This is a genomic window from Gluconobacter oxydans DSM 3504 (assembly GCF_000583855.1).
Lineage (GTDB): Bacteria > Pseudomonadota > Alphaproteobacteria > Acetobacterales > Acetobacteraceae > Gluconobacter > Gluconobacter oxydans.
In genome coordinates, this window is record NZ_CP004373.1 from 1,407,372 (window position 1) to 1,428,620 (window position 21,249).

General features: G+C 57.1%; 13 protein-coding genes. 5 read left to right on the forward strand and 8 right to left on the reverse strand.

From position 1 onward, the window contains the following. Positions 1-75 precede the first annotated feature (75 nt). The 4 genes from GLS_RS12965 to GLS_RS13505 form a co-directional block, all read right to left on the reverse strand. Positions 76-2,283 carry a tetratricopeptide repeat protein gene (locus tag GLS_RS12965; RefSeq protein ID WP_158413635.1) on the reverse strand — a complete coding sequence of 736 codons (2,208 nt, stop codon included), beginning with the start codon at positions 2,281-2,283 and terminating at the stop codon, positions 76-78. 156 nt (positions 2,284-2,439) lie between these two features. Next, complete coding sequence (locus GLS_RS06320; protein ID WP_041111602.1) at positions 2,440-3,702, reverse strand: glycosyltransferase family 4 protein; 1,263 nt, start codon at positions 3,700-3,702, stop codon at positions 2,440-2,442. Further along, the gene (locus GLS_RS06325) at positions 3,699-5,120 is read right to left on the reverse strand and encodes a capsule biosynthesis protein (RefSeq protein ID WP_041111603.1); all 1,422 of its coding nucleotides are present in this window, start codon (positions 5,118-5,120) and stop codon (positions 3,699-3,701) included. Before GLS_RS06325 ends, GLS_RS06320 begins: the two co-directional genes overlap by 4 nt. Next, on the reverse strand, positions 5,117-6,181 hold the full coding sequence (locus GLS_RS13505; protein WP_226986658.1) for a capsular polysaccharide export protein, LipB/KpsS family: 1,065 nt from the start codon (positions 6,179-6,181) through the stop codon (positions 5,117-5,119). Before GLS_RS13505 ends, GLS_RS06325 begins: the two co-directional genes overlap by 4 nt. A gap of 928 nt (positions 6,182-7,109) precedes the next feature. Here GLS_RS13505 and GLS_RS06335 point away from each other — a divergent pair. Next, on the forward strand, positions 7,110-8,609 hold the full coding sequence (locus GLS_RS06335; RefSeq protein ID WP_226986659.1) for an LTA synthase family protein: 1,500 nt from the start codon (positions 7,110-7,112) through the stop codon (positions 8,607-8,609). A gap of 36 nt (positions 8,610-8,645) precedes the next feature. Here the strand turns inward: GLS_RS06335 and GLS_RS13410 are convergent, their stop codons facing one another. The 4 genes from GLS_RS13410 to hutI all read right to left on the reverse strand — a co-directional run bounded on the left by GLS_RS13410 (position 8,646) and on the right by hutI (position 15,573). Then, entirely contained in the window at positions 8,646-8,822 is a 177-nt protein-coding gene (locus GLS_RS13410) for a hypothetical protein (RefSeq protein ID WP_193363854.1), read from the reverse strand. Positions 8,823-9,163: 341 nt separating this feature from the next. Further along, positions 9,164-13,015 carry an autotransporter outer membrane beta-barrel domain-containing protein gene (locus GLS_RS13105; protein ID WP_080691905.1) on the reverse strand — a complete coding sequence of 1,284 codons (3,852 nt, stop codon included), beginning with the start codon at positions 13,013-13,015 and terminating at the stop codon, positions 9,164-9,166. A 480-nt stretch (positions 13,016-13,495) separates the two neighbouring features. Further along, on the reverse strand, positions 13,496-14,236 hold the full coding sequence (gene hutC / locus GLS_RS06345) for a histidine utilization repressor (protein WP_011252715.1): 741 nt from the start codon (positions 14,234-14,236) through the stop codon (positions 13,496-13,498). Positions 14,237-14,334: 98 nt separating this feature from the next. Then, positions 14,335-15,573, reverse strand: a complete 1,239-nt coding sequence (hutI, locus tag GLS_RS06350) for an imidazolonepropionase (RefSeq protein WP_041111606.1) — start codon at positions 15,571-15,573, stop codon at positions 14,335-14,337. A 128-nt stretch (positions 15,574-15,701) separates the two neighbouring features. On the opposite strand from hutI, the gene GLS_RS06355 reads away from it, so the two are divergent. The 4 genes from GLS_RS06355 (at position 15,702) to hutH (ending at position 21,227) form a co-directional block, all read left to right on the forward strand. Next, complete coding sequence (locus GLS_RS06355; protein ID WP_041111607.1) at positions 15,702-17,063, forward strand: formimidoylglutamate deiminase; 1,362 nt, start codon at positions 15,702-15,704, stop codon at positions 17,061-17,063. A 21-nt stretch (positions 17,064-17,084) separates the two neighbouring features. Further along, complete coding sequence (gene hutG, locus GLS_RS06360; RefSeq protein ID WP_041111608.1) at positions 17,085-17,900, forward strand: N-formylglutamate deformylase; 816 nt, start codon at positions 17,085-17,087, stop codon at positions 17,898-17,900. An 86-nt stretch (positions 17,901-17,986) separates the two neighbouring features. Next, complete coding sequence (gene hutU / locus GLS_RS06365; RefSeq protein WP_011252719.1) at positions 17,987-19,672, forward strand: urocanate hydratase; 1,686 nt, start codon at positions 17,987-17,989, stop codon at positions 19,670-19,672. Positions 19,673-19,679: 7 nt separating this feature from the next. Further along, the gene (gene hutH / locus GLS_RS06370; protein WP_041111609.1) at positions 19,680-21,227 is read left to right on the forward strand and encodes a histidine ammonia-lyase; all 1,548 of its coding nucleotides are present in this window, start codon (positions 19,680-19,682) and stop codon (positions 21,225-21,227) included. The last annotated feature ends 22 nt before the right edge of the window (positions 21,228-21,249 follow it).

Consider the following 21,249-nt stretch of genomic DNA (forward strand, 5'->3'; position numbering starts at 1 on the left):
CCTGGTGGGACGTTCGGCGGAATATCAGGAAGAATGAAAAGGAGAGGTGAACTTCTGGTCGGTGGGGAAGAGACCTTACGTTGCCTGAATATGACGCAGGGCCACGGACGGAGAGACGGGCCGGATCAGGCGTAACGGAAGTGTCGCATCGACCCAGACAGGATTGACGGTAGGATCCATGCTCAGCTTCCTCACTCCCCAGATGTTTTCGAACGCCGCGCGCTCCATCGTTCCGAGAGAATGCCGAAGGGGATTCAGATGGTCCAGTCCTCGCGAGGCAGATTCATCGTGACGGGCTTCGATGAGGGGCGTCCAGAGAATTTGCAGGCCCTGTTCCTGCAGACGCAGGCAGAGGTCGATATCGCTGTAGCTTATGGGCATCCGTTCGGCATCAAAACCGCCGGCCCTGGCGAAGACCTCGGCCCGGATGCCCAGAAATGCTCCGGTAACGGCAGAGACCTGCCGGGTGCATTGCCAGCGGCCGAAATGGGCATTGCTGTCGCGCGGTTCGTAAAGGCCGTCGTGAATGACGGAGCCCTGCCATCCCAGCAGCACGCCGGCGTGCTGGATGGTATCGTCCGAATAAAGCAGCCGGGCGCCCACCGCTCCTGTTGAGGGAGCGCGAAGCAGGCCGGCGAGCACCATGTCCCAGTTTTCCGACAGCATTTGCATGTCGTCGTTACAGAACAGGATATTGGGTGTGCTGATCCCGGCAGTGGCTTCATTGTTCAGGCGGGACCAGTTGAAAGGAGACGGGTCGCGCAGAATGTTCACACGGGGGTGACGCGTGGCGAGTTTTTCAAGAAGGAGGAGGTCTTCTGCAATTCTGGTGCCGTTGTCCACGATCAGGCAGTGGATGCGGTCGGGGTGCCGTGCCGTTGCGAACAGGCTGTCCACCATTGTGCAGCAGTCTGCGGCATTGTCCCGAGTGCAGATGACGACCGTGCAGGGTTCGGGCAGGTCGTGAATGACGAACTGCTCCGGAAGGGGGTGGGGGGCGCTGCAGACAGGGCGGTCCGACGGTCGGGGACTAGCGACGAGCGGGTAGGGAATATGAGCGATGCGCTGTCCTGTCGTCAGTCCATCGCGGATGATCCTGGCAGGACTTTTGCCACGATATGTCGGCCATAGCTCTGCGGAGAAGACGATGGCGTCTCCAATAGTGTCTTCCTGTTCAAGCCATATGGCGTCTGCGGCAGGGCGTGGTTGAAGGGCCGTGGCTTCGAACAGGGCGCTGCGGGAGATCGACAGGGTCAGGGTTTCGGCGTCGAAGAAAGCAATGTCGCAGGTGCTGGTCTGGACGGCACAGGCAATCCAGTCCGCGAGAAGTGGGGAGGGAATGCAGTCAGCGCCGATGAGCAGGACGTTTCCGGAGACCTGTTTTTCGGTGTGAGGCAGGGTAGCTGGAAGTGCGTCTGCATCAGGCAGATGGGTGATGGAAAGACCCGGCCGCATCCTCGTGTTCCATGCATCACGAAGGGTGGAAGAAGCGCCGGTTGTATAAAGCTTCGTGAGGGAGGACATGCTGCCCAGGGCCGTCATCTGGGCGGCGGCAACGGCTTCTGAGACATCATCCTGCGCAATGATGACTGTAAGCGGTAGTGGCGTAGCGGCCGGTGGCGGCGGAATACGGAAGAGTTTTCGGAAGATCGCGTAATCTTCGCTCGGGAAAGCGTTGAATGCGGAAATGTCCGGGAGCACGGCGGTCATGTCGTCCAGCCGGTGGCGCATGTCGGCCAGGGTTGCCGCAAGGTGAAGGCTTTGTTCGGTGCCGTGGGACAGATGCCGATGTGACATGCTGGCCCGCTGCGCGGCCGTGTCGCCGGCGAGGAAAAGTTCCCGATGTGCGGCTTCGCAGGTGGGGTCGCGTTCAAGAGCCTCATGGTAATGGTTCAGCGCCAGAATGCGACGGCCCTGGATCTTGTAGACGTGACCGAGCTGAAGATAGGTTTCGGCCTCTTCTGGGGCCTGGGTGATAATGGTGCGGTAGATATGTTCGGCGGTTTCAAGCTGGCCGCTATCCTTGAGCATGTTGCCCAGCTGCATGCCGAGATCGAGACGCCAGGGTGCGAGCGCGAAGGCGCCTTTGTAGAAGTTTGCGGCGTCTGCGGGGTTGCCTGCGTCCCTCATCTGATCCGCTTCCCGGGTCAGCGTCGTCATCCACTGCTGGCACGCTGCAGGGCGAAGATCCCAAAGGGTACGCACATCTGAAATATCCTTCTGGCCGGCAAGCCGGGACCAGTCTTCCTGACGGCACAGCGTCAGCAGTTCTTCCACGGGCATGGATGGTGAATGTCCATGCGTGTCCGTGCGTTGCGCCGTGTCTGTCCGTCGGGTGGAGAAAGGCCAGAGCCGCTTGAAAAACATCAAAGGGTATGTCCTGCCGAAGGAAGAAGAAGACGGGGGAGAGTTTTTCCGGATGCCAAACGCTGCAGCTTGCTATGACAGTGTCTGGATATGCGCGAGCGCACGGGCGATGCTCTGAGGCCAGGTGAGGATCTGCTCTTCGGCCAGGGGCACCGGTGGAGCGGGTTCTGCTCTGTCCGGTGTCAGTCCAGACAGGGTTTCTATGGCCCGGATCCATGCCGGCCCATCCAGCGGGTCAAGATATGTGGCGCAATCGCGGCCAATCTCGTGAAAGACCGGAATGTCCGAGCACAGAACGCGTGTGCCCAGGGCCAGAGCTTCGGCCAGAGGCAGGCCGAACCCTTCGGAGAATGACGGGAACAGGAGAGCCCTGGCCCCGCGGAGCAGGTCGACGACTGTGGTGTCGGGCAGGGAGTTGTGTTCTTCCACCATCCCCTTGAGAGCCGGAGATCGCTCCAGCATGTCGATGACCTGCTCGTTTTCCCAGCCTCGTTTGCCCACGATGACGAGATGGGGCGCGGCCTTTCCGTGGATATCGACAAGGCGTCGCCACAGGTTGAGAAGCAGAAGATGGTTCTTGCGGGCCTCGATGGTTCCCAGGCAGACGAAATAAGGATGGCTGCGTCGGGTGATCGTGTCGGCTTCGTCGCCAGGAAGTATGTCTGTTTCCGAGGCGGCACGCAGATGGACCCCGAGTGGGACGGGCCATATGGGTACGTTTCGGTGTGCGTTTTTAAAATAGGGGAGAAGAGACTGTTGGGTCGCCTGTGACGGGACCAGGACGGCGTCGGCATACTGGACGACCGTCTCGATACGGCGCAGGTGGCGTGCAGGCTCCCGCTCCCGCGCGTATTCAGGGAATTCGAGCGGGATCAGGTCCTGGATCATTGGAACGAACAGGCCATTGCGCCGCCGGATTGCAGCCGCGATCAGTCCGGGTCGTGTCAGGTGGTGATGGGAGACCAGAAGATAGATATTGCGGCCGTCGGTTCGCGCGTGTGGCGCGGTAGAACGGACGGGGCGTGGGAGGAGAAGGCCATGCAGAAGGGCCCGGCCCAGTCGGGCGGCCCGTCCTCCGTCATCCACTCCACTGTCCCAGACAGTGCCGATGGCCCTGATGAAGGCGAGAGCCCTGTCATACGGGAGAGCGGCGAACCGGCCGATCGGGTGGACGGCAGCGAATTCGAGATGGTCGGGCGCGTTCTGATGCAGGTAGCGGGCATATTCGAGTTCGACGCGGTCAATTCCTGTGGGGACGCGGGCGCCCGCGCGGGTGAGGATCCGCGAGATGTCGAGTGTATAGAATGGCACGTTGTCAGATAGTGACTGGCTCATGATGAGACCTTTTCCAGAGCCTCAGCCTCCGTTTCAGCCGGAACCGGAGAGATGATTTCCGCTGGCGTATCGGGGTGGCAGGCCAGTTCCTGGCGCAGGGTTTCGCGGCGCGCCATTTCGGCACGTGATGCGGTGGCAAAGTCGCGCGGGCTGTGGCGTGTCAGCCGGTCAATTGCGTGGCGCACCAGCTTGGCCATGCCTTCGTTCGAGAAGAAGCCCCCGGGAATCAGGCAGCGTTCGATCAGGACGCGGCGATAGGCGGCGAAGATTTCCGGGTCCGGTTGTCCCGGATTCGACCAGAATTTCTCCAGAGGGCCCTGAAACGTGATGCCTGGAATGTCGTAGACGGCATTTCCCAGCGTGATGACGGGTTTGTTTTCGGCGAGGGCCAGCGTTCCAGTCGTACTGTTGATGGTAATGACACCGGTGGCAGTACGAACCAGATCCGCGATGTCGCCCGTTTCGAAATAGTCCACACGGTCTGAGACGCCGTACGCTGCGGCCTGCATGGCAACTTCGTGGCACCAGTTCCGGATATTGTTGTCGAGCGGATGCTCCTTGATGACGAGGCGCATGCCGTGGGGGGCGTGGGACGTGAAAGAGGCGATCACGACCCGGATGGCTTCTGCCATGCCGCTGAAAGAGGAATGGAGACGGACCTGGGCATCGGCGTCGAGCTGAAGGGGGAACAGCATGTAGGGGCTGCCGGAAGCCCGTAGCGCCTCGAGTGTTTTCTGGCTTCTGGCGCGGCGTTCGTCACGGGCGAGCAGTTTGCGTAACCAGCCGATGCCTTCTGTCAGGGGATGCCAGGGGCGGTAGTTGTTCCAGTGGCGGTAATGCCAGCGGGAAAGAAGATCGGCGGTATTGTAGGCCAGTCCCTGAAGGGCCCGCGTCCGGAAAGAAGACGGAACCGGGTGGTGCGGCGGCAGGGCAGGAAGGGTTCTGGCGCGCTCGACGTAGTAGGCTGGATCGCGAGAAAGAGTGGAGTTGCCATTGACGCCTCCGAGCTCGAACGTCACCCAGTCGGGGCGGAGATAGCCTTCTTCAAAGACGTGCACCGGAATGTGCAGCCGGGCGCAGACTGCGATGGCCGCGCTGTGCAGAGGACGGCAGTCTCCGAACAGCACAACATCGGTAATGTCGTGCTCAATGATGATCCGGGTCAGGGCGTCCGGCCATTCATCGGCGCGGCCCGTGAAGTCGATGCCGCCGGGCAGGCGCCAGAAAAGCCGGTCACCGCCATTGAAATTGACTTTCCAGACTCCGTATCCCCGGCGGCGCAGTTCCCTGCCGATCAGTCGGAAAAACGGTCCCATCAGCCCCTGAAGGAGCAGGATGTTGCGCTGTACGCCTTCGGTGCCGTGCGTTGTATTGGACGCAGTATCTCCCGCGGAAGGAGATGTCCTGACGGAAGTCATGACCAGTCCTTCTTTTTCGCGCGTGTTTGCAACACCGTGTGAACTCCCTGAACAAAGGCTCTTCTGATTCCCCCCTGGGCTCCGCGCAGGCGCATGAGAAGATCAGGTCGCCAGACTTCGGGGGTTTTGAAGCGGTCGATAAGAACTTCCGGTCCGCAGAACAGGCCAGTCAGGGGATCAATATATCGTGGATAAAGCAGCAATGTGGCAGCCGTGAGCTGAGCGATGTTCAGCTGCCGGGTCCGTCGTGCGACAGGCGCCAGATCGTGGGTCAGCCCCCAGCCAGCGTAGAAAGGCTGTCCGTATGTCGTGACAGGCAGGCCGCGCATGATGGCTTCGAAGCCTGTCAGCGACGTCAGTGTATGGACTTCATCGACGGCATCCAGCAAGGGCGCCATGCCTCCCCCACGGGAAATCCGGTCCGCCACGTGCAGGACATCGGCATCAGGGATGGCGCCGGCGCGGTGTCCTGCATCCACATCGGGATGTGGACGATAGACGATGAAGGCATCCGGACAGGTCGCTCGGACACGGCGCAGGAGGTCCATGTTGCCCTTTATGCTTCCACCGCCCAGTCGGACCGACATGTCGTCCGCCACCTGGCCGGGGACGAGGATGATCCGTCGCCCTGCTGGTGCGTCGAATGCTGGAATGCTGCCGCCTGCCGAATACTTGGAAATATTCTGTGTGCGGATCAGCCCGATTAGCGCGCGCGCGCGCTCCTGAAGAGCCTCTCCCAGTGGGTGGGTGGCGAGTAGGACTTCCAGATCGCTGGGCCGTGCGGGATCGTAATAGGGGCCCCTGCTGTCCGCGATGATTGAGGCAGGAGGCAGGAAACCGCTGCCAAGACCGACAGAGCGGATGAAACCATCTTCGATACGGAAAAAGGGAAGATGGTTTTTCTGGGCTGTCTGTTCCAGTTTGCGCGGTATGCGTGTTGCCCAGACAGCAATGCCATTCTGGCCTTTGCGCGCGTGTGCTACGGCCAGCGCACTTGTTGTCGTGCGGCGGAAGAGGGGGAATGGACGGCGTTTTTCCGCAGTGGCGAAAAATTCCCTCATCCGGGCGCGTTTCCAGAATGACATGCCGACGCACACGCTGATGGTGCGATTGGACGTGAGGATGTGCTTCCATTCCGTCAGGAGAGAGATCGCCTCCAGGATGTCGATCGGCAGTCCCGAAAAAGGTGACCGGTATTCTGTTGCGGCGTGAAGGATATGCAATGCTGCCGAGGGGGCATGCAGGTCCGGTTGCCAGCCTTCGTCTCTGTCTGGACGTAGAATCGAATGTCCGGTCAGTGCCCCGAGTGCTGACAGTGTCGTCAGGCCTTTGGGGGGCAAGAAAAATGTGCGCGTTCCATCCAGCAGGGAGTGCGGATCAACATTTTCAGAGAGGGCTTGGGCTCCTTCGGCCCGGGCCTCGTTCCGCATTCTGCGCCATTGCACGCCGTCATGCGGAGTTACAAGAAGGAGCCGGGTAGGGCTGGTCCACTCTTTTGCTTTTCGCCACATCTGTAGGGCATATTCTGCATGAGGGGGGACGCAGACTACGATTGGGGCTGTCGTTGCCGCGGGACGCTCCCAGAACATACCGCCCACCCGTGCTTCCCAAATCATCCGTACAGCGGGGTTGTTCCGGATATGCTCGGGTGAAACCAGGCCTTCAGCCGTCAGATGGGAAATGGCGGACCGGATTTGCGTAAGCGGATGGACCGGATTTCCTAAAGGGGGCGCGGAAAGAATGAGGGGGAGTGGATTGACGGGCGAAATAACTCCTGGACGCAAGACCGGTACTCTTCCTTTCTCGTGCCCTCGTCCGGTGTCGTTTCTGCGGGGCTGGGTAAAATTCATCGGATGGTCTAACATTCAAAGAGTATGCATGAAAGATAAAAAATTAATTACAAAATGGAATGAAATAACATCATGCTTAACTTAAGGTAAGTGAAATTATTTAAATATAATAAACAAGTAAATTATTCGGGATAAATATGTGATATTGTTATATTTTTTATTTACGGTCTGGGTTGTTTTTGAGTTTATGGACTGGATTACATCCCGTTCTGTGAGATTTTCAAGAAAAAGTTCTCATCAGGGTGGGGTTCTGGTTGTTTTTTGTCAGGGAATTATTTTCCGTTTCTTTGTAACATTTATGATTTTTGGGGCACTCGTGTCGCTTGTGGGACATCCTCTGGCGGCAGCGGTGTTGGCAGTGCTGACTGGAGTTCTGCTGGTTTTCGGCTCGGGTTTGAAAAGGAATGTCCTTGGAGAACCGCTGATGTTCAGCGATGTCGCCGTCATTGGCGCCTTTGTGCGGCATCCCAGATTTTATATCGGGGCTATTCCGCCGTTCGCCCGGATTCTGGTGGTGGCAGGACTGGCGTTTCTGGGAGCGTCCTTTTTCGGATTGCTTCTGGAGGATGCACTCTGGCTTGGGAGCGGCTCTGGTCTTTCCGTTCGGGTGCAAGGGTTATGCCTGTTCGTGACCGGATGGTTCTGTCTTGATGTTCTAGGACGTGTCGGACTGGCGCGCAGGCTGCTGCCTGCTGCGGATTTGGATATGGGAGAACAGCGCTACGGTCTGTTGGCAACCATTGTGCTGAGCTGGCTGAGATGGAAGGACGACCGTCGTCGGAAATTACCTAGCTGGCCACCGGTGTCCGCAGGGCAGCTTGATCAGGCTCCCCTGATTGTAGTGATCCAGTGCGAATCGTTTGCCGATCCCCGTGAGTTCGGTCTCGAAGATGCGTCAGCCTGTGTGCTGCCTCATTTATTGTGTGCAGAACGGGAAGGGGAGGTTGGAAAACTCCAGGTTTCGGGGTTCGGTGCCTATACCATGCGCACGGAATACGGTGTGCTGTTCGGTCATGAAGAGAGTGAGCTCGGTTTCTGTCGTTTCGATCCTTATCTCACCGCAGGAAAGCAGGCTGGCGACGCGCTTGCGGCCCGGCTGTCTCCTGTCTGTGGGGATAGGGTCTTTCTGCACCCCCATGATCTCAGGTTTTATGGGCGGGATGTCCTGATGCCGGTCGCAGGCTTTAACCGGCTGATCGGTACCGAAGAGTTCGCTGCTGCGGCGCAAGAGAAAGGTCATATTGCAGATCATGCCGTGGGAGACCGGATACTGACACTGATTGATGAGGCTGTCTCCAAGCCTTCGGGAACATTCATTTTTACGGTTACGATCGAAAATCATGGACCCTGGTCAGGAGGAATGGCCGATTATCTTCAGCATCTTCAACAAGGGGATGAGTTGCTGGGACGTGTAACGCAGGCTCTTGGGCAGACCGGTCGAGACGCTCTTTTGGTATTTTATGGCGATCATCGCCCCTCGCTTCCCGGTGCTGTCATGCCGGGTGGTGCGCGTCATACGCCGGTTGTTGTTAAAGGTTTTGGTGCGTTGTCGGCTATGTCACGGCTCGATGGTGTATCCCTGACCCCCGCGGCTCTGCACCATCGGATCATCAGTCTGGTTGCCGGGTGTGTATCCTGAAACTGCCGTGGGGAGGTCGCTTGAAGAGAATACACCTCAGCGGATCAATGAAGCCAGTCCATCGATCTTGTCTGCCAGTGCGGCAATCATGTGTTTTAAATCTTCTGGAACGTCTGATTTGTCAGCAGTGATATTCAGTCGTTCCGCATCGGCCTGAAGTTCACCGAGAAGTTCGAGAATTTCCGAATCTGTGTCGGTGTCATCATAGGACATGAGTTGGTTTCCTTTGCCTGTGTCCACAGTGAAAGGTCAATTGCTGTTTGTCCAGTCGGTCTGAAGGGGGAGGAGCCTAATTTTTGGGCGATTGGCTATGCCATAATCCGCGCCTGAGAACGCTGGCTCGATAGCGTCTTCGTGAGTGTTTGTGGGGAGCCATGACGAGGCACGTTTGTTTCAATGCTCAAAAGTCTCTTGCAACTTGAGAGTATTCCCTGACCCAGGGGTAACCTTGGGCCAGGGAGAGTAACAGCTAAACCAGTATAAGATCATCTGGGTATAGCCCATTTAACCTGTAGAATTATCCAAACAGGCGGCGTATCTCGCGTCAGAGGGCCTTAAAAATTCCAGATAATTTTTCCTCGAATACCGCTGTCGATATAGTTGGCGCCGTACTGACCAACATACGATACGTTAGCATTCAGGCGATCGGATAGACGTACAGCCGTCCCGGCATTAATGACGGCCGCATCCTGCGCCAAAAGAGCGCCGGCTGCCTCAAAATCTGAGCTTCCCGTTGCAAAGCTCTGGTGTGCTGTTGGCGTTATGACGCCGTAGCTATGCCGATAACCCAGGCTACCATTAGGCATCAGTACGATATTTCCGACATGGAAAACGGTGGAGCCGCGAACACCAAAAGTGGAATACGTGGTGCCTGTATCCATGCCGCGCCCATTCAGAGCAGCAGTCTTTCCACCATCTTCATGGTAGCCGTTCGTATGCACATTGACATAGGCCACATTGGCAAAGGGTTCGATCCGTGTGGCCCGTCCAAAGCGGAACTGATACGCGATGTCGCCAAATGTCTGCGCTGTACCGCCCAGATAGCTGCTCGACAGGTGGTCGCTGAGACCTGGAGCTTTCACGGTCCGATTCAGCCCCAGAATGTCCCAGCTGTAAAAAGCTCCAAGCCGGAGATGGAGGTGTCCCCAGTGGGTGCCAGCGTAACCACCGACACTGACATCATTACTGTGTCCGGAAGACTGCACTGCATTGCTGCTGAATGCTGAGTGACCATAGCTTACGAGGCCACCAATACGCCATGTCTGGAATGCCTGAGTATCAGCTCCCATTACAAAGCCGCCCAGTTCGTGATGAAGGCTGCTGGCATTGCCGCCGCCCCCATTGTGACCCCATGACCCGTAAGCTGTGCCCCACATTGTCAGGCCGGGCTCGCGACAAGCAGAGGCATTGCCGGCAGTGCCGATGGATACAGTCTTGATCGTGCTTTGGCTGACGCCATTGATGCAATCTGATGAGACCAGCCGATCAAGGGCAGCATTCCGGATGTAGAAGCTGTTTTCAATCATTGTTGTACGCGCCGAGGCATGGATTTCACCCGACAGAGAATTATAGGCATGACGAGCCTGCTTCTCATTCAGGAGTTCAACAGCCCCAGTTACAGCACCGCCAGCAGCCCCCATGCTGTCTAGGGCACTTCCCACGGCGTACTGGTTACGTGTTACCGCAGCAGAAGCAAAGCTACGGCTGTTACGATCCATATCCAGATAAATGCTGTCCGCTGTGTAGTCGATGGTCGGGGAGAGGAAGTAATAATTATTAACTAGTCCGCTATCATTAATTGTACCAAAGGTGCCAGAAATCCCATTGGAAGCAGTTAGAATCTGATAACGGCTATTGGCGGATAGAATGGGGCTGCCAACGGTGTTTACAGTCAGGGTATTACCGTTGAGGATGACCTCTCCATTCACTTCTGTCTGGCTTGAGTGGCCATTCTCTCCTACCACAGCCAGATAATTCGCCCCTTGTTCCAGCGTCAGGTTACCATTTACGTGCAGGATGCTATCCAGACCGTTCGCTGAGGTATCAAGTGTACCGGAGCTACGAATATCTGTAGTACCAACAGCTCCAGTACCGGATAGCGTTGCACCATCATCTACAGTAACCGCCGAGTTTCCTATGAAACCGGAGACTGTCAGCGTTCCATTCTCAATCGTGGTATCACCCGTATAGGTATCATAAGCAGCAAGCGTGACATTGCCGCTCCCGGCTTTGGTCAAGGTTCCAGTGCCGCTGATGGAGTTTGACAGAGTGCCATCCGTGTCCTGTGCAATAGCCAGTGCCGCATTATCCATGATGGCGCCGCTGCCGAAGCTTGACGTTCCTCCAGTCAGGGTTCCGGCTGAAATCAGTGTGCCGCCTGCAAAGGTATTAATTCCCGTCAGTGTGACATTGCCGCTCCCGGCTTTGGTCAAGGTTCCAGTACCACTGATGGAGTTGGACAGAGTTCCGTCCGTATCCTGTGCAATAGCCAGTGCCGCATTATCCGTTATGGCGCCGCTGCCGAAGCTTGACGTTCCTCCAGTCAGGGTTCCGGCTGAAATCAGTGTGCCGCCTGCAAAGGTATTACTTCCCGTCAGTGTGACATTGCCGCTACCGGCTTTGGTTAAGGTTCCAGTGCCACTGATGGAGTTGGACAGAGTGCCGTCCGTATCCTGTGCAATAGCCAGTGCCGCATTATCCGTTATGGCACCACTACCAAAACTGGATGAGGTACCGGTCAGGGTACCTGAATTCAGGACTGTACCTCCAGTGTAAGTATTGGAATTGGAAAGAGTCAGGTTGTTGGAGCCGTCTTTAACAAGGATGCCTGATCCTTCAATGGCATTGGAGAACGTCAAATCATTGGAATGGTTAAAATCAACCACCCCATTATCAAGTATGTTTCCAGATATAATTCCAGTGCTGCCGCCGATACCGAAATTTATGGAAGACCCACTGTTCACAACCACATTATCTATAACGCTATCACCGGTAACGGTAGTCGCCCCAGATGCTGTCAGCAGATGAAATCCTACTGCGGAAGAAAATACCGATCCGTCTTCCAGGAAAATATTATTACTATTGTTACTGGGGTCTGCGGAAACCAGTCCCGTAATTGAAGATCCTTTTTCAATATAAAGGTTATTCTCCTGTTGAGTCCCGTTGTATCCTAGTTGGATGGCATATGAGTTTGATGATATTGTCCCAAAATTATATATATTTACTGAGCCATTGCCGGTTGTATCAATGGCGTGACCGTCACCGCCAGAAAATCCATTACTCTCTATGGAGCCATAATTCGTGATATTTAAATTTCCGTTTGACCAGACGCCTACGACTTCACCTTGAATATCGCCCTTATTCAAGATGTTATCATTTCCATCCATGTACAATCCGTAGCCGGTACCTTTTATTTCTCCAAGGTTGGTAATATTATTGGTATTATTTAATGCTGTAACTCCCACCCACTGTCCATCGATAACACCCGATGCATAATTTGTGAGGTCGAGGCCACCTGTTACAGCAACAGCTTCTGAAGCGTTTCCTTCTCCGTTTTTGTCATACCCAGCTGCTCCGGTACTTTGGATAAGGCCATAATTTTCAATAACGGCCTTATTGTCGATATCTACGCCGTCGCCATCGCCGGTTCCTGAGCCGTCATATTCTCCGATGATTGTCCCATAATTCACAACAGAACCATCACCATCCGAGCCAACGCCAGAACCGTTTCTGCCTACAATTGTTCCGTAATTGACAACGTTTACGTCAACGGAAGAGGTAATGCCATGACGTTTTCCGGAGATAGTGCCAGACTGGTTGTTTATTACGGTTCCAGCATAATCCTGAAAATCTATGCCATCATGACTGTCGCCTGTTGCGCCGTCAGCGTATATTTTTCCGTCATTGATGACAGTAGCGTTATTTCCGGGACGAATTCCGTCAGCATCATCTGAAATTAAAGAGCCTGTAGAGGTATTAATTATTGTCGTAGAGGAGGACGTGGAAGAGATATTATCGAAATCAATACTCTGCCCCCCAGATGTGCTTTCAATGGTTCCGCTGTTTGTTAGTGAAATTACAGCTGACCCTTCCGTGTAGGATTTCGCTTGCACGCCATCATCTTCGCTGATGATACTAGAACCCGTGCCGATATTTATGGATATGTCGGTCGGTTTTTTTATAACAATCGCTTTTTCGCTGCCGGTGGAGAGCGTAGTGCCGGAAGTTAAGGAAAGTGCATCATCTCCGGAGATTGAGATAGGAGTTGTACTGGAGCCTTGAAGAGATACCGTCTTGGCGAATGATTTTTGATACGAGAAAGCCAGCATTATGTATATTGTGTAGTACATATATAGTTTTCGTGATGAATATTTTCCATTGAGATGGATTTTGTTAATATTAATCATTTGGTTGTCTTTCCTAATAATTCGTAAATAGACAGAAATTCATTTCCTGACGATTTGTGTGTCTTTTTGTTTCAATTTCTGCCCAGGGTGTCACGGAGTGTTTTTTTTGCTACTATAGAATTTTATTGCCAACAATATATTTCGGTAAAATAATTTCGTATTGTAGAGATTGAACCATCGTTGTGGGGATGGGGCTGAACGGTTGTTGATTGACAACTCTTTCGAAAACTTTCGTTTTGTTATTGTGGTGAAGCGTATTTCGTGGCGCTTTGGACCCCTTAATAGGACTGTGTCTGTCCCTTTCGTCGTAGATTAATATCGATTTTTGAGTGGCTCGCTAAGTCATGATTTGAGCCAGATTACGCTGCTGGGAAACAGTATTCGGGCGGCTTTAAGTTGCCTACGGAGCCTTAGGCGCTCCCTGTCAAGCTACAGGTGGATGCTGCTCCCATACGCATATGCGCATGGAAGATGGGGCAGTTAGAAATTGTCTGACGAGGATTTGCGGCGGCCGCCCAGGCTGTAACGGTTGCCTGGGTAGGTGAAGATACCTTTCATGACGACGCGGCCTTTGACCCATGTGCGGCGTACGAGCTGGAGGCAGGGTTCGTGGGGGCCGATGTCCAGCAGCGATTGTAGCTCCGGCGTTGGAGAGACGGCGAACACGACGTGTTCGATCTCATCGGGGCCGGAGATATGGTAAAGGTGCCGGTGCGGATGGGTGAGGGTGAAGTCCTGCTGGAGGTATTCGGGCGCGAATGCCGGAGAGACGAAACGCTCTTCCACCTGAAGCGGGATATCGTCTTCGAAATGGACGATCACGGAATGGAACAGCTTGCTGCCGGGACGCATGTCGAAGGAAAATGCGAGATCGATATCGGCGCGGATGGCTTCCAGCGTGATGACGCGGGCGGTATGAACATGGCCTGAACTCAGGATGTCATCGGCGATATCGTGAAGTTCCAGAAGGTCAGCCTTTGGCGAAGGGCGCGAGACGAATGTTCCCACTCCCTGTGCACGGACCACGACGCCTTCGGTCATCAGTTCACGAAGGGCCCGATGGACCGTCATGCGGGAGACGCCGAGGAGTTCGACCAGTTCGCTTTCGGAAGGAAGTTTCTGGCCTTCTTTCCATTCGCCGTCCTGAATGCGCTCGGTAATGTAGAGTTTGACCTGTTCGTACCGAGCGGGAGAGCGTTCCCGGGAGACGTCCATTTTCATGTCGCGGGCTGTCCTTCAGCTGGGAAGCGGCAATCCAAAAAACATCCTGGCGAAACGGTTATTTAGACAAGAGGTTGTATGGATAAGAATATGCAACTTTATATCACAGGGTCCAGTTTACCGTCAAAAATTCGCTGAACTGGCCTTCTGCCGCCAATCCAGTACGAGAGTTCGTGTGGGCCGGCGATGTCCCACAGAAGCATGTCTGCGGCCTGTCCGGTCGTCAGGCTGCCGGTGACGTTCTGAAGCCCCAGGGCCTGGGCCCCGATCCGGGTTACGGCTGAGAAGGTTTCTTCAGGAGTCATGCGGAACAGGGTGCAGGCCATGTTCATGATACCTGTAAGGCTGACGCTTGGGGAGGTTCCGGGATTGCAGTCTGTGGCAAGTCCCATGGGAACATTGTGTTTTCGGAACAGGTCTACGGGCGGCATGCGCGTTTCGCGGATGAAATAGAAGGCTCCTGGAAGCAGCATCGCGACTGTGCCGGCCTGAGCCAGGTCGATGACGTCGTCTTCCACGACATATTCCAGATGGTCGGTGGAGAGGGCGCCGTAACGTGCGGCCAGCTTCGTGCCACCGCTGTTTGAGAGCTGTTCGGAATGGAGGCGGACGGGGATTTTCAGGTCGTTTGCCGCGATGAAGAGACGTTCGATCTGATCGGGTGTGAAGGCGATGTTCTCACAGAAGCCGTCAATACTGTCGATCAGCTTTTCTTCCACGGCCTGCGGCAGAATGTCAGTGATGAGGTGGGAGACATAATCGTCCTGCCGGTCTTTGAATTCCGGCGGCAGAGCGTGTGCGCCGAGGAAGGTTGCGTGAACACGTAGGGGCAGGGCGGTGCCGATGGCGCGGGCAACGCGGAGCTGTTTGAGTTCGTCCTGCAGGGTCAGGCCATAGCCCGACTTCATCTCAAGGGTCGTCGTGCCTTCGGCGATCATGCGTCGTACGCGGCGCGCTGTGACGTCAAAGAGTTCGTCTTCGGAGACGTTGCGGGTGGCGTTAACCGTCGAGATGATCCCGCCGCCTTTGCGCGCGATTTCCGCGTAGGAGACGCCATTGAGGCGTTCGGCGAATTCCAGGCTGCGGTCGCCGGCGTAAATGACATGGGTGTGGGCGTCCACGAGGCCTGGCGTCATCCATAGGCCGTTTCCTGAGTGGATCTTATGCGCCAGGTTTGGCGGAGCGTCTGGCAGGTCACGGGCCGACCCAATCCAGCTGATGCGTCCGTTTTCAATGCCGATGGCGGCATTGTGGATGCAGCCATAGCCGTCCTGATCCGAAATGAGCGCCGGGTCGGCAGTCGCGACATGAATGTCTGTCCAGAGCGTATCCCACATTCGCGTTCTTCCTTGCGCCATCAAATCTGTCGTGGTGGTATATACAAGCCTTACAATTCCATTATCATCATGCAACCAACGGGAAAAGCAAAGACTTTCCGCGTGATGAGGGAAGGAATGTCGAGGTTATGGAACTGTTTGCAGAACAGGCCCTTCTGCCAGACGGCTGGCACAGGAATGTGCGGATTACCGTTTCCCCTGACGGATGGTTCGAATCGATTGTCCCGGATTCCCGGATATCTGCGGATGCAGAGCGTAAAGCGATTGTCGTTCCATCGCAGCTGAGCCTGCATTCCCATGCTTTTCAGCGGGGCATGGCGGGACTGGCGGAGAGCCGTCAGAATCCGGCGGATACGTTCTGGACCTGGCGGCGGCTGATGTATCAACTCGCGCATCGCATTTCGCCCGAACAGATGCAGGACATTGCAAGCTACCTGTATATGGAAATGCTGACGGCCGGATATACGCAGGTCGCGGAATTTCATTATCTGCATCATGCGCCGGGTGGAGCGACTTACGGGCAGGTGGCGGAGATGTCCCTGCGCGTCGGTGAGGCGGCGCAGGCGGTCGGCATTGGTCTGACGCTTCTGCCGACGCTGTACGAGCGCGGGGGCTTTGACGGGCGTCCTCTTCAGGAAGCGCAGGAGCGGTTCGCGACGACGCCGGAACTCATCGGCAGGATCATCAGCGAGACCCGGTCGGCCTGGGCAGAAACGCCGCTGCTCTCTGTTGGGCTGGGTCTGCATTCGCTCCGGGCGGTTGATCTGAAGACGGCTTCGGATCTTCTGGCTGCGCAGACGGGTCCTGTTCATATCCATGTCGCCGAGCAGCAGAAGGAAGTGGAGGAGTGCGTCGCCTTCGTGGGTGCGCGGCCTGTGGAATATCTGCTGTCCCAGGCGGATGTGGATGAGCGGTGGTGTCTGGTGCATGCGACCCATCTGTCCGCTTCCGAGGTTGCGGGGATGGCGCGTTCCGGAGCGGTGGCGGGCCTTTGTCCGATCACGGAAGCCAATCTGGGGGACGGGCTTTTCCCGCTTGCGTCTTATGTGAATGATGGGGGGCGCTTCGGGATTGGAAGTGACAGCAATGTCCTGATCAGCCCCTGGGAGGAGCTGCGCACCCTGGAATACGGGCAGAGGCTTTTTACGCAGACACGATGTGCGGCTCTGCCGGCGGAGACGCTGGGATCCACGGGTGGGTGGCTGTATCGGCAGGCGCTGGATGGCGGGCGCCGGGCCTGTGGGCTTGAGTCCTGGGGGCTGGTTGCCGGGGCGCGGGCGGATCTGTGTGTGTTGGACGAGGATCTGCTGCCGCTTCCGTATCTGCAGGATGATGCCGTTCTTGATGCGGCCATTTTCGGATCACGCCAGCCCCCGGTGAAGGAGGTGCTGTGTGGTGGCCAGTGGCGCGTGCGCGATGGACGGCACCTCAATCATGACGCTGTAACGGCTGCGTTCTGGCGCACTGTGCGCACTCTTCTTGATCTCTGATCTTACAAGGAAATCCTGACCATGACGGATGTTTTTTCCTTTGTTCGCGGGACAATGCCCGTGCTTGTGACTCTTCCGCATTCCGGCTGCCATCTGGCGCCCGGGATGGAACGGCGGATGACGGAACGCGGGCGTCAGTTGCCTGATACCGACTGGTATATGGAACATCTTTATGCCTGTGCGCTGTCGAAGGGCATGGGGGTGCTGAAGGCCCATCATTCCCGTTATGTGGTGGATCTGAACCGTGGCGCTGACGATGCGGCGCTTTATCCGGGGCGGCCCAGCACGGGGCTTGTGCCGGCGCTGACGTTTGACGGGCAGCCCATTTACCATGAGGGGCAGGCGCCGGACGAAAGCGAGATCGCCGAGCGGCGGGAGGCTTACTGGCGTCCCTATCATGAGGCTGTTGCGGAAGAGCTGGAGCGGCTTCGTCAGAAATGGGGATGGGCGGTTCTGTGGGACGGGCATTCCATCAAGTCGAGCATTCCCCGGCTGTTTGAGGGGACACTTCCGGATCTGAACCTGGGGACCAATAGCGGACAGTCCTGTGACGGGGAATTGCAGACTCTTCTGGCGCAGAGGCTGGCTGGAAACGCGGCCTACAGCCATGTCGTCAATGGGCGTTTCAAGGGCGGATATACGACGCGGCATTACGGTCAGCCTGAGCGTGGAATCCATGCCATCCAGCTTGAAATTGCGCAGTCTACCTATCTGCGGAGCGAAGAGGCGCCCTGGCCGATCGATCTGGAGAAGGCGGTGCGTCTGTCGCGGATGATCGATGGCCTGCTTGAGACTGCGCTGTGCTGGCGGCCAGAGGCGGCGTGTTCGGGAAAATAAATCCCGATGTCATTTCATAAATGGATTGACAATTCCGCAGAGCGATTTGAGTATTGGTATATACAAGTTCATACAGGATGAAGCCCATGAGTGATCCCGGCAACCGCCTTTCGAATGATCGTGTCATCCGTGCCCCGACCGGGCCTGAACTCTCGGCCAAGAGCTGGCAGACGGAAGCGCCGCTCCGGATGCTGATGAACAATCTGGATCCCGACGTGGCGGAAAAGCCGTCCGAGCTCGTTGTCTATGGTGGCATCGGTCGCGCGGCGCGGAACTGGGACTGCTATGACAGGATCGTCGAGGCGCTGCGTGATCTGGAAGACGACCAGACGCTTCTGGTGCAGTCCGGCAAGCCGGTTGGTGTGTTCCGGACGCATGCCGATGCGCCGCGTGTCCTGATCGCGAACTCCAACCTCGTGCCGCACTGGGCGACCTGGGAGAAGTTCAACGAACTCGATCGGGCCGGGCTCATGATGTACGGGCAGATGACGGCGGGATCGTGGATCTATATCGGCTCGCAGGGTATTGTTCAGGGTACGTACGAGACCTTTGTGGAAATGGGGCGCCAGTATTATGGCGGGAACCTCAAGGGGCGCTGGATTCTGACGGGCGGTCTGGGCGGCATGAGCGGCGCGCAGCCTCTGGCGGCTGTCATGGCCGGTGCGTCCATGCTGGCGGTCGAATGTGAGCCGTCCCGCATCCGCAAGCGTCTGGAGACGGGATATCTGGACCGGCAGGTCGATACGCTCGATGAGGCGCTGGAAATCATTCAGGACGCCTGTGCGAAAGGCGAGGCCGTTTCCGTGGGTCTTCTGGGAAATGCGGCCGAAGTTTTCCCGGAACTGGTGCGTCGTGGCATCCGGCCGGATGGTGTGACGGATCAGACCTCTGCCCATGATCCGCTGAACGGTTATCTGCCAGCCGGATGGTCACTGGAGCAGGCCGAGAAGATGCGGATTACCAATCCTGCGGCGGTTGAGAAGGCGGCCCGGGAGTCCATGCGCCTTCAGGTCGAGGCCATGGTGGCGTTCCATCGCCAGGGCATTCCGACTTTCGATTACGGCAACAACATCCGCCAGATGGCCTTTGACGAAGGGCTTGAAGACGCCTTTGCCTTCCCGGGCTTCGTGCCGGCCTATATCCGCCCGCTGTTCTGCCGGGGTATCGGGCCGTTCCGCTGGGCAGCGCTTTCGGGGGATCCGGAAGACATCTTCAAGACGGACCAGAAGGTCAAGGAACTGCTGCCGGACGACAAGCATCTTCATAACTGGCTCGATATGGCGCGGGAGAAGATCCACTTCCAGGGACTGCCTTCGCGCATCTGCTGGGTCGGTCTGGGGGACCGTCACCGTCTGGGACTGGCGTTCAACGAAATGGTGGCCAGCGGTGAGCTCAAGGGCCCGATCGTGATCGGCCGTGACCATCTGGACAGTGGTTCGGTCGCCAGTCCGAACCGTGAGACCGAGAGCATGCGTGACGGATCGGACGCTGTGTCCGACTGGCCGCTGCTGAATGCGCTGCTCAATACGGCGTCGGGCGCGACTTGGGTGTCGCTGCATCATGGCGGTGGCGTCGGCATGGGCTTCTCCCAGCATTCCGGCATGGTGATTGTGGCAGACGGTACGCCGGATGCGGCGCGGCGTCTGGAGCGGGTGCTGTGGAACGACCCGGCTACCGGCGTCATGCGTCATGCGGATGCCGGTTACGACATTGCAACTGATTGTGCCCGCGAGAAGGGCCTCGACCTTCCCATGATCACGCGCGGAGCCTGAGACCATCATGACAACCAGCACTTTTACACTCACGCCCGGCAAGATCACGCTTAGCGACCTGCGGGACTTTTATTTCGGCCAGATGGATGTCCGCCTGGACGATGGGACCTTTGAGGCCCTGCAGCGTGCGGCGGAATCCGTGGAGCGGATCGTCGGGCGTGGCGAGCCTGTCTATGGGGTGAATACGGGTTTCGGAAAGCTCGCGAAGACGCGGATTCCCGATGACCGTCTGCGCGATCTTCAGCGCAATCTGGTGTTGAGCCACGCGGCGGGGATCGGGCAGCCGATGCCGGAGCGTGTGGTCCGTCTGATCCTGCTGCTCAAGGCCAATGGTCTGGCGCGCGGCTATTCGGGTGTGCGTCCGCAGATCGTGCAGCTTCTGCTGGACATGCTGAACCGGGGTGTTGTGCCCATTATTCCGGAAAAGGGATCGGTTGGCGCTTCGGGCGATCTGGCTCCGCTGGCGCATATGTCGGCTGTGGTGATCGGCGAGGGCGAGGCATTTTATCAGGGCAAGCGCCTTAAAGGCGACGAGGCCCTGAAAGCTGCCGGGCTTGAGCCTCTGGTTCTGGGGGCCAAGGAGGGTCTGGCCCTTCTGAACGGCACGCAGGCCTCCACGGCGCTGGCGATTGCGGCCCTTCTGGATGCCGAGCGGCTATTTCATGCAGCCCTTATCACGGGTGGCCTGACGCTTGATGCGGCGCGCGGCACGGATGCGCCGTTCGACCCGCGTCTGCATGAACTGCGCGGTCAGAAAGGGCAGATCGAATGTGCGGCTGTCTATCGCGCGCTGATGCAGGGGTCTGCCATCCGGGCATCGCATCTCGAGGATGACGAGCGGGTTCAGGATCCGTACTGCCTGCGCTGCCAGCCGCAGGTCATGGGTGCCTGTCTGGACAATCTGCGTCAGGCGGCGCGGGTTCTGGTGATCGAGGCGAATGCGGTTTCGGACAATCCGATCCACTTCCCGGACACGGATGAGATGATCTCGGGGGGCAACTTCCATGCGGAACCTGTGGCGATTGCCGCGGATCTCATGGCGATTGCCGTCTCCGAGGTCGGGGCGATTGCGGAGCGGCGTCTGGCGCTGCTGGTCGATGCACAGATGAGCGGTCTTCCGCCGTTCCTGGTGCAGGACAGCGGGCTGAATTCTGGCTTCATGATCGCGCAGGTTACGGCTGCGGCTCTGGCGTCCGAAAACAAGACGCTGGCCCATCCGGCAAGTGTGGACAGTCTGCCGACTTCTGCCAATCAGGAAGATCACGTCTCCATGGCGACGTTTGCCGCGCGTCGCGTCGGCGATATCGTGGACAATGTCCGGACGATCATTGCGGTTGAATATCTGGCGGCCGTGCAGGGACTTGATTTCCTGGCGCCGCTGGAAACATCCGCGCCGCTGCTTGAAGTCGCGAAGACGTTGCGGAAAACTGTGCCCTTCTTTGCCCAGGACCGGCTGTTCACGCCGGACATGGAAGCCGCCCGCGCGCTCATCATCGATGGCGCTCTGGGAGGCTGTGTCGGGTCGGGCGTTGCCCTGCCTGCTCTTGAGGGCTGATCGGGACGGGAGAAGAACGGGG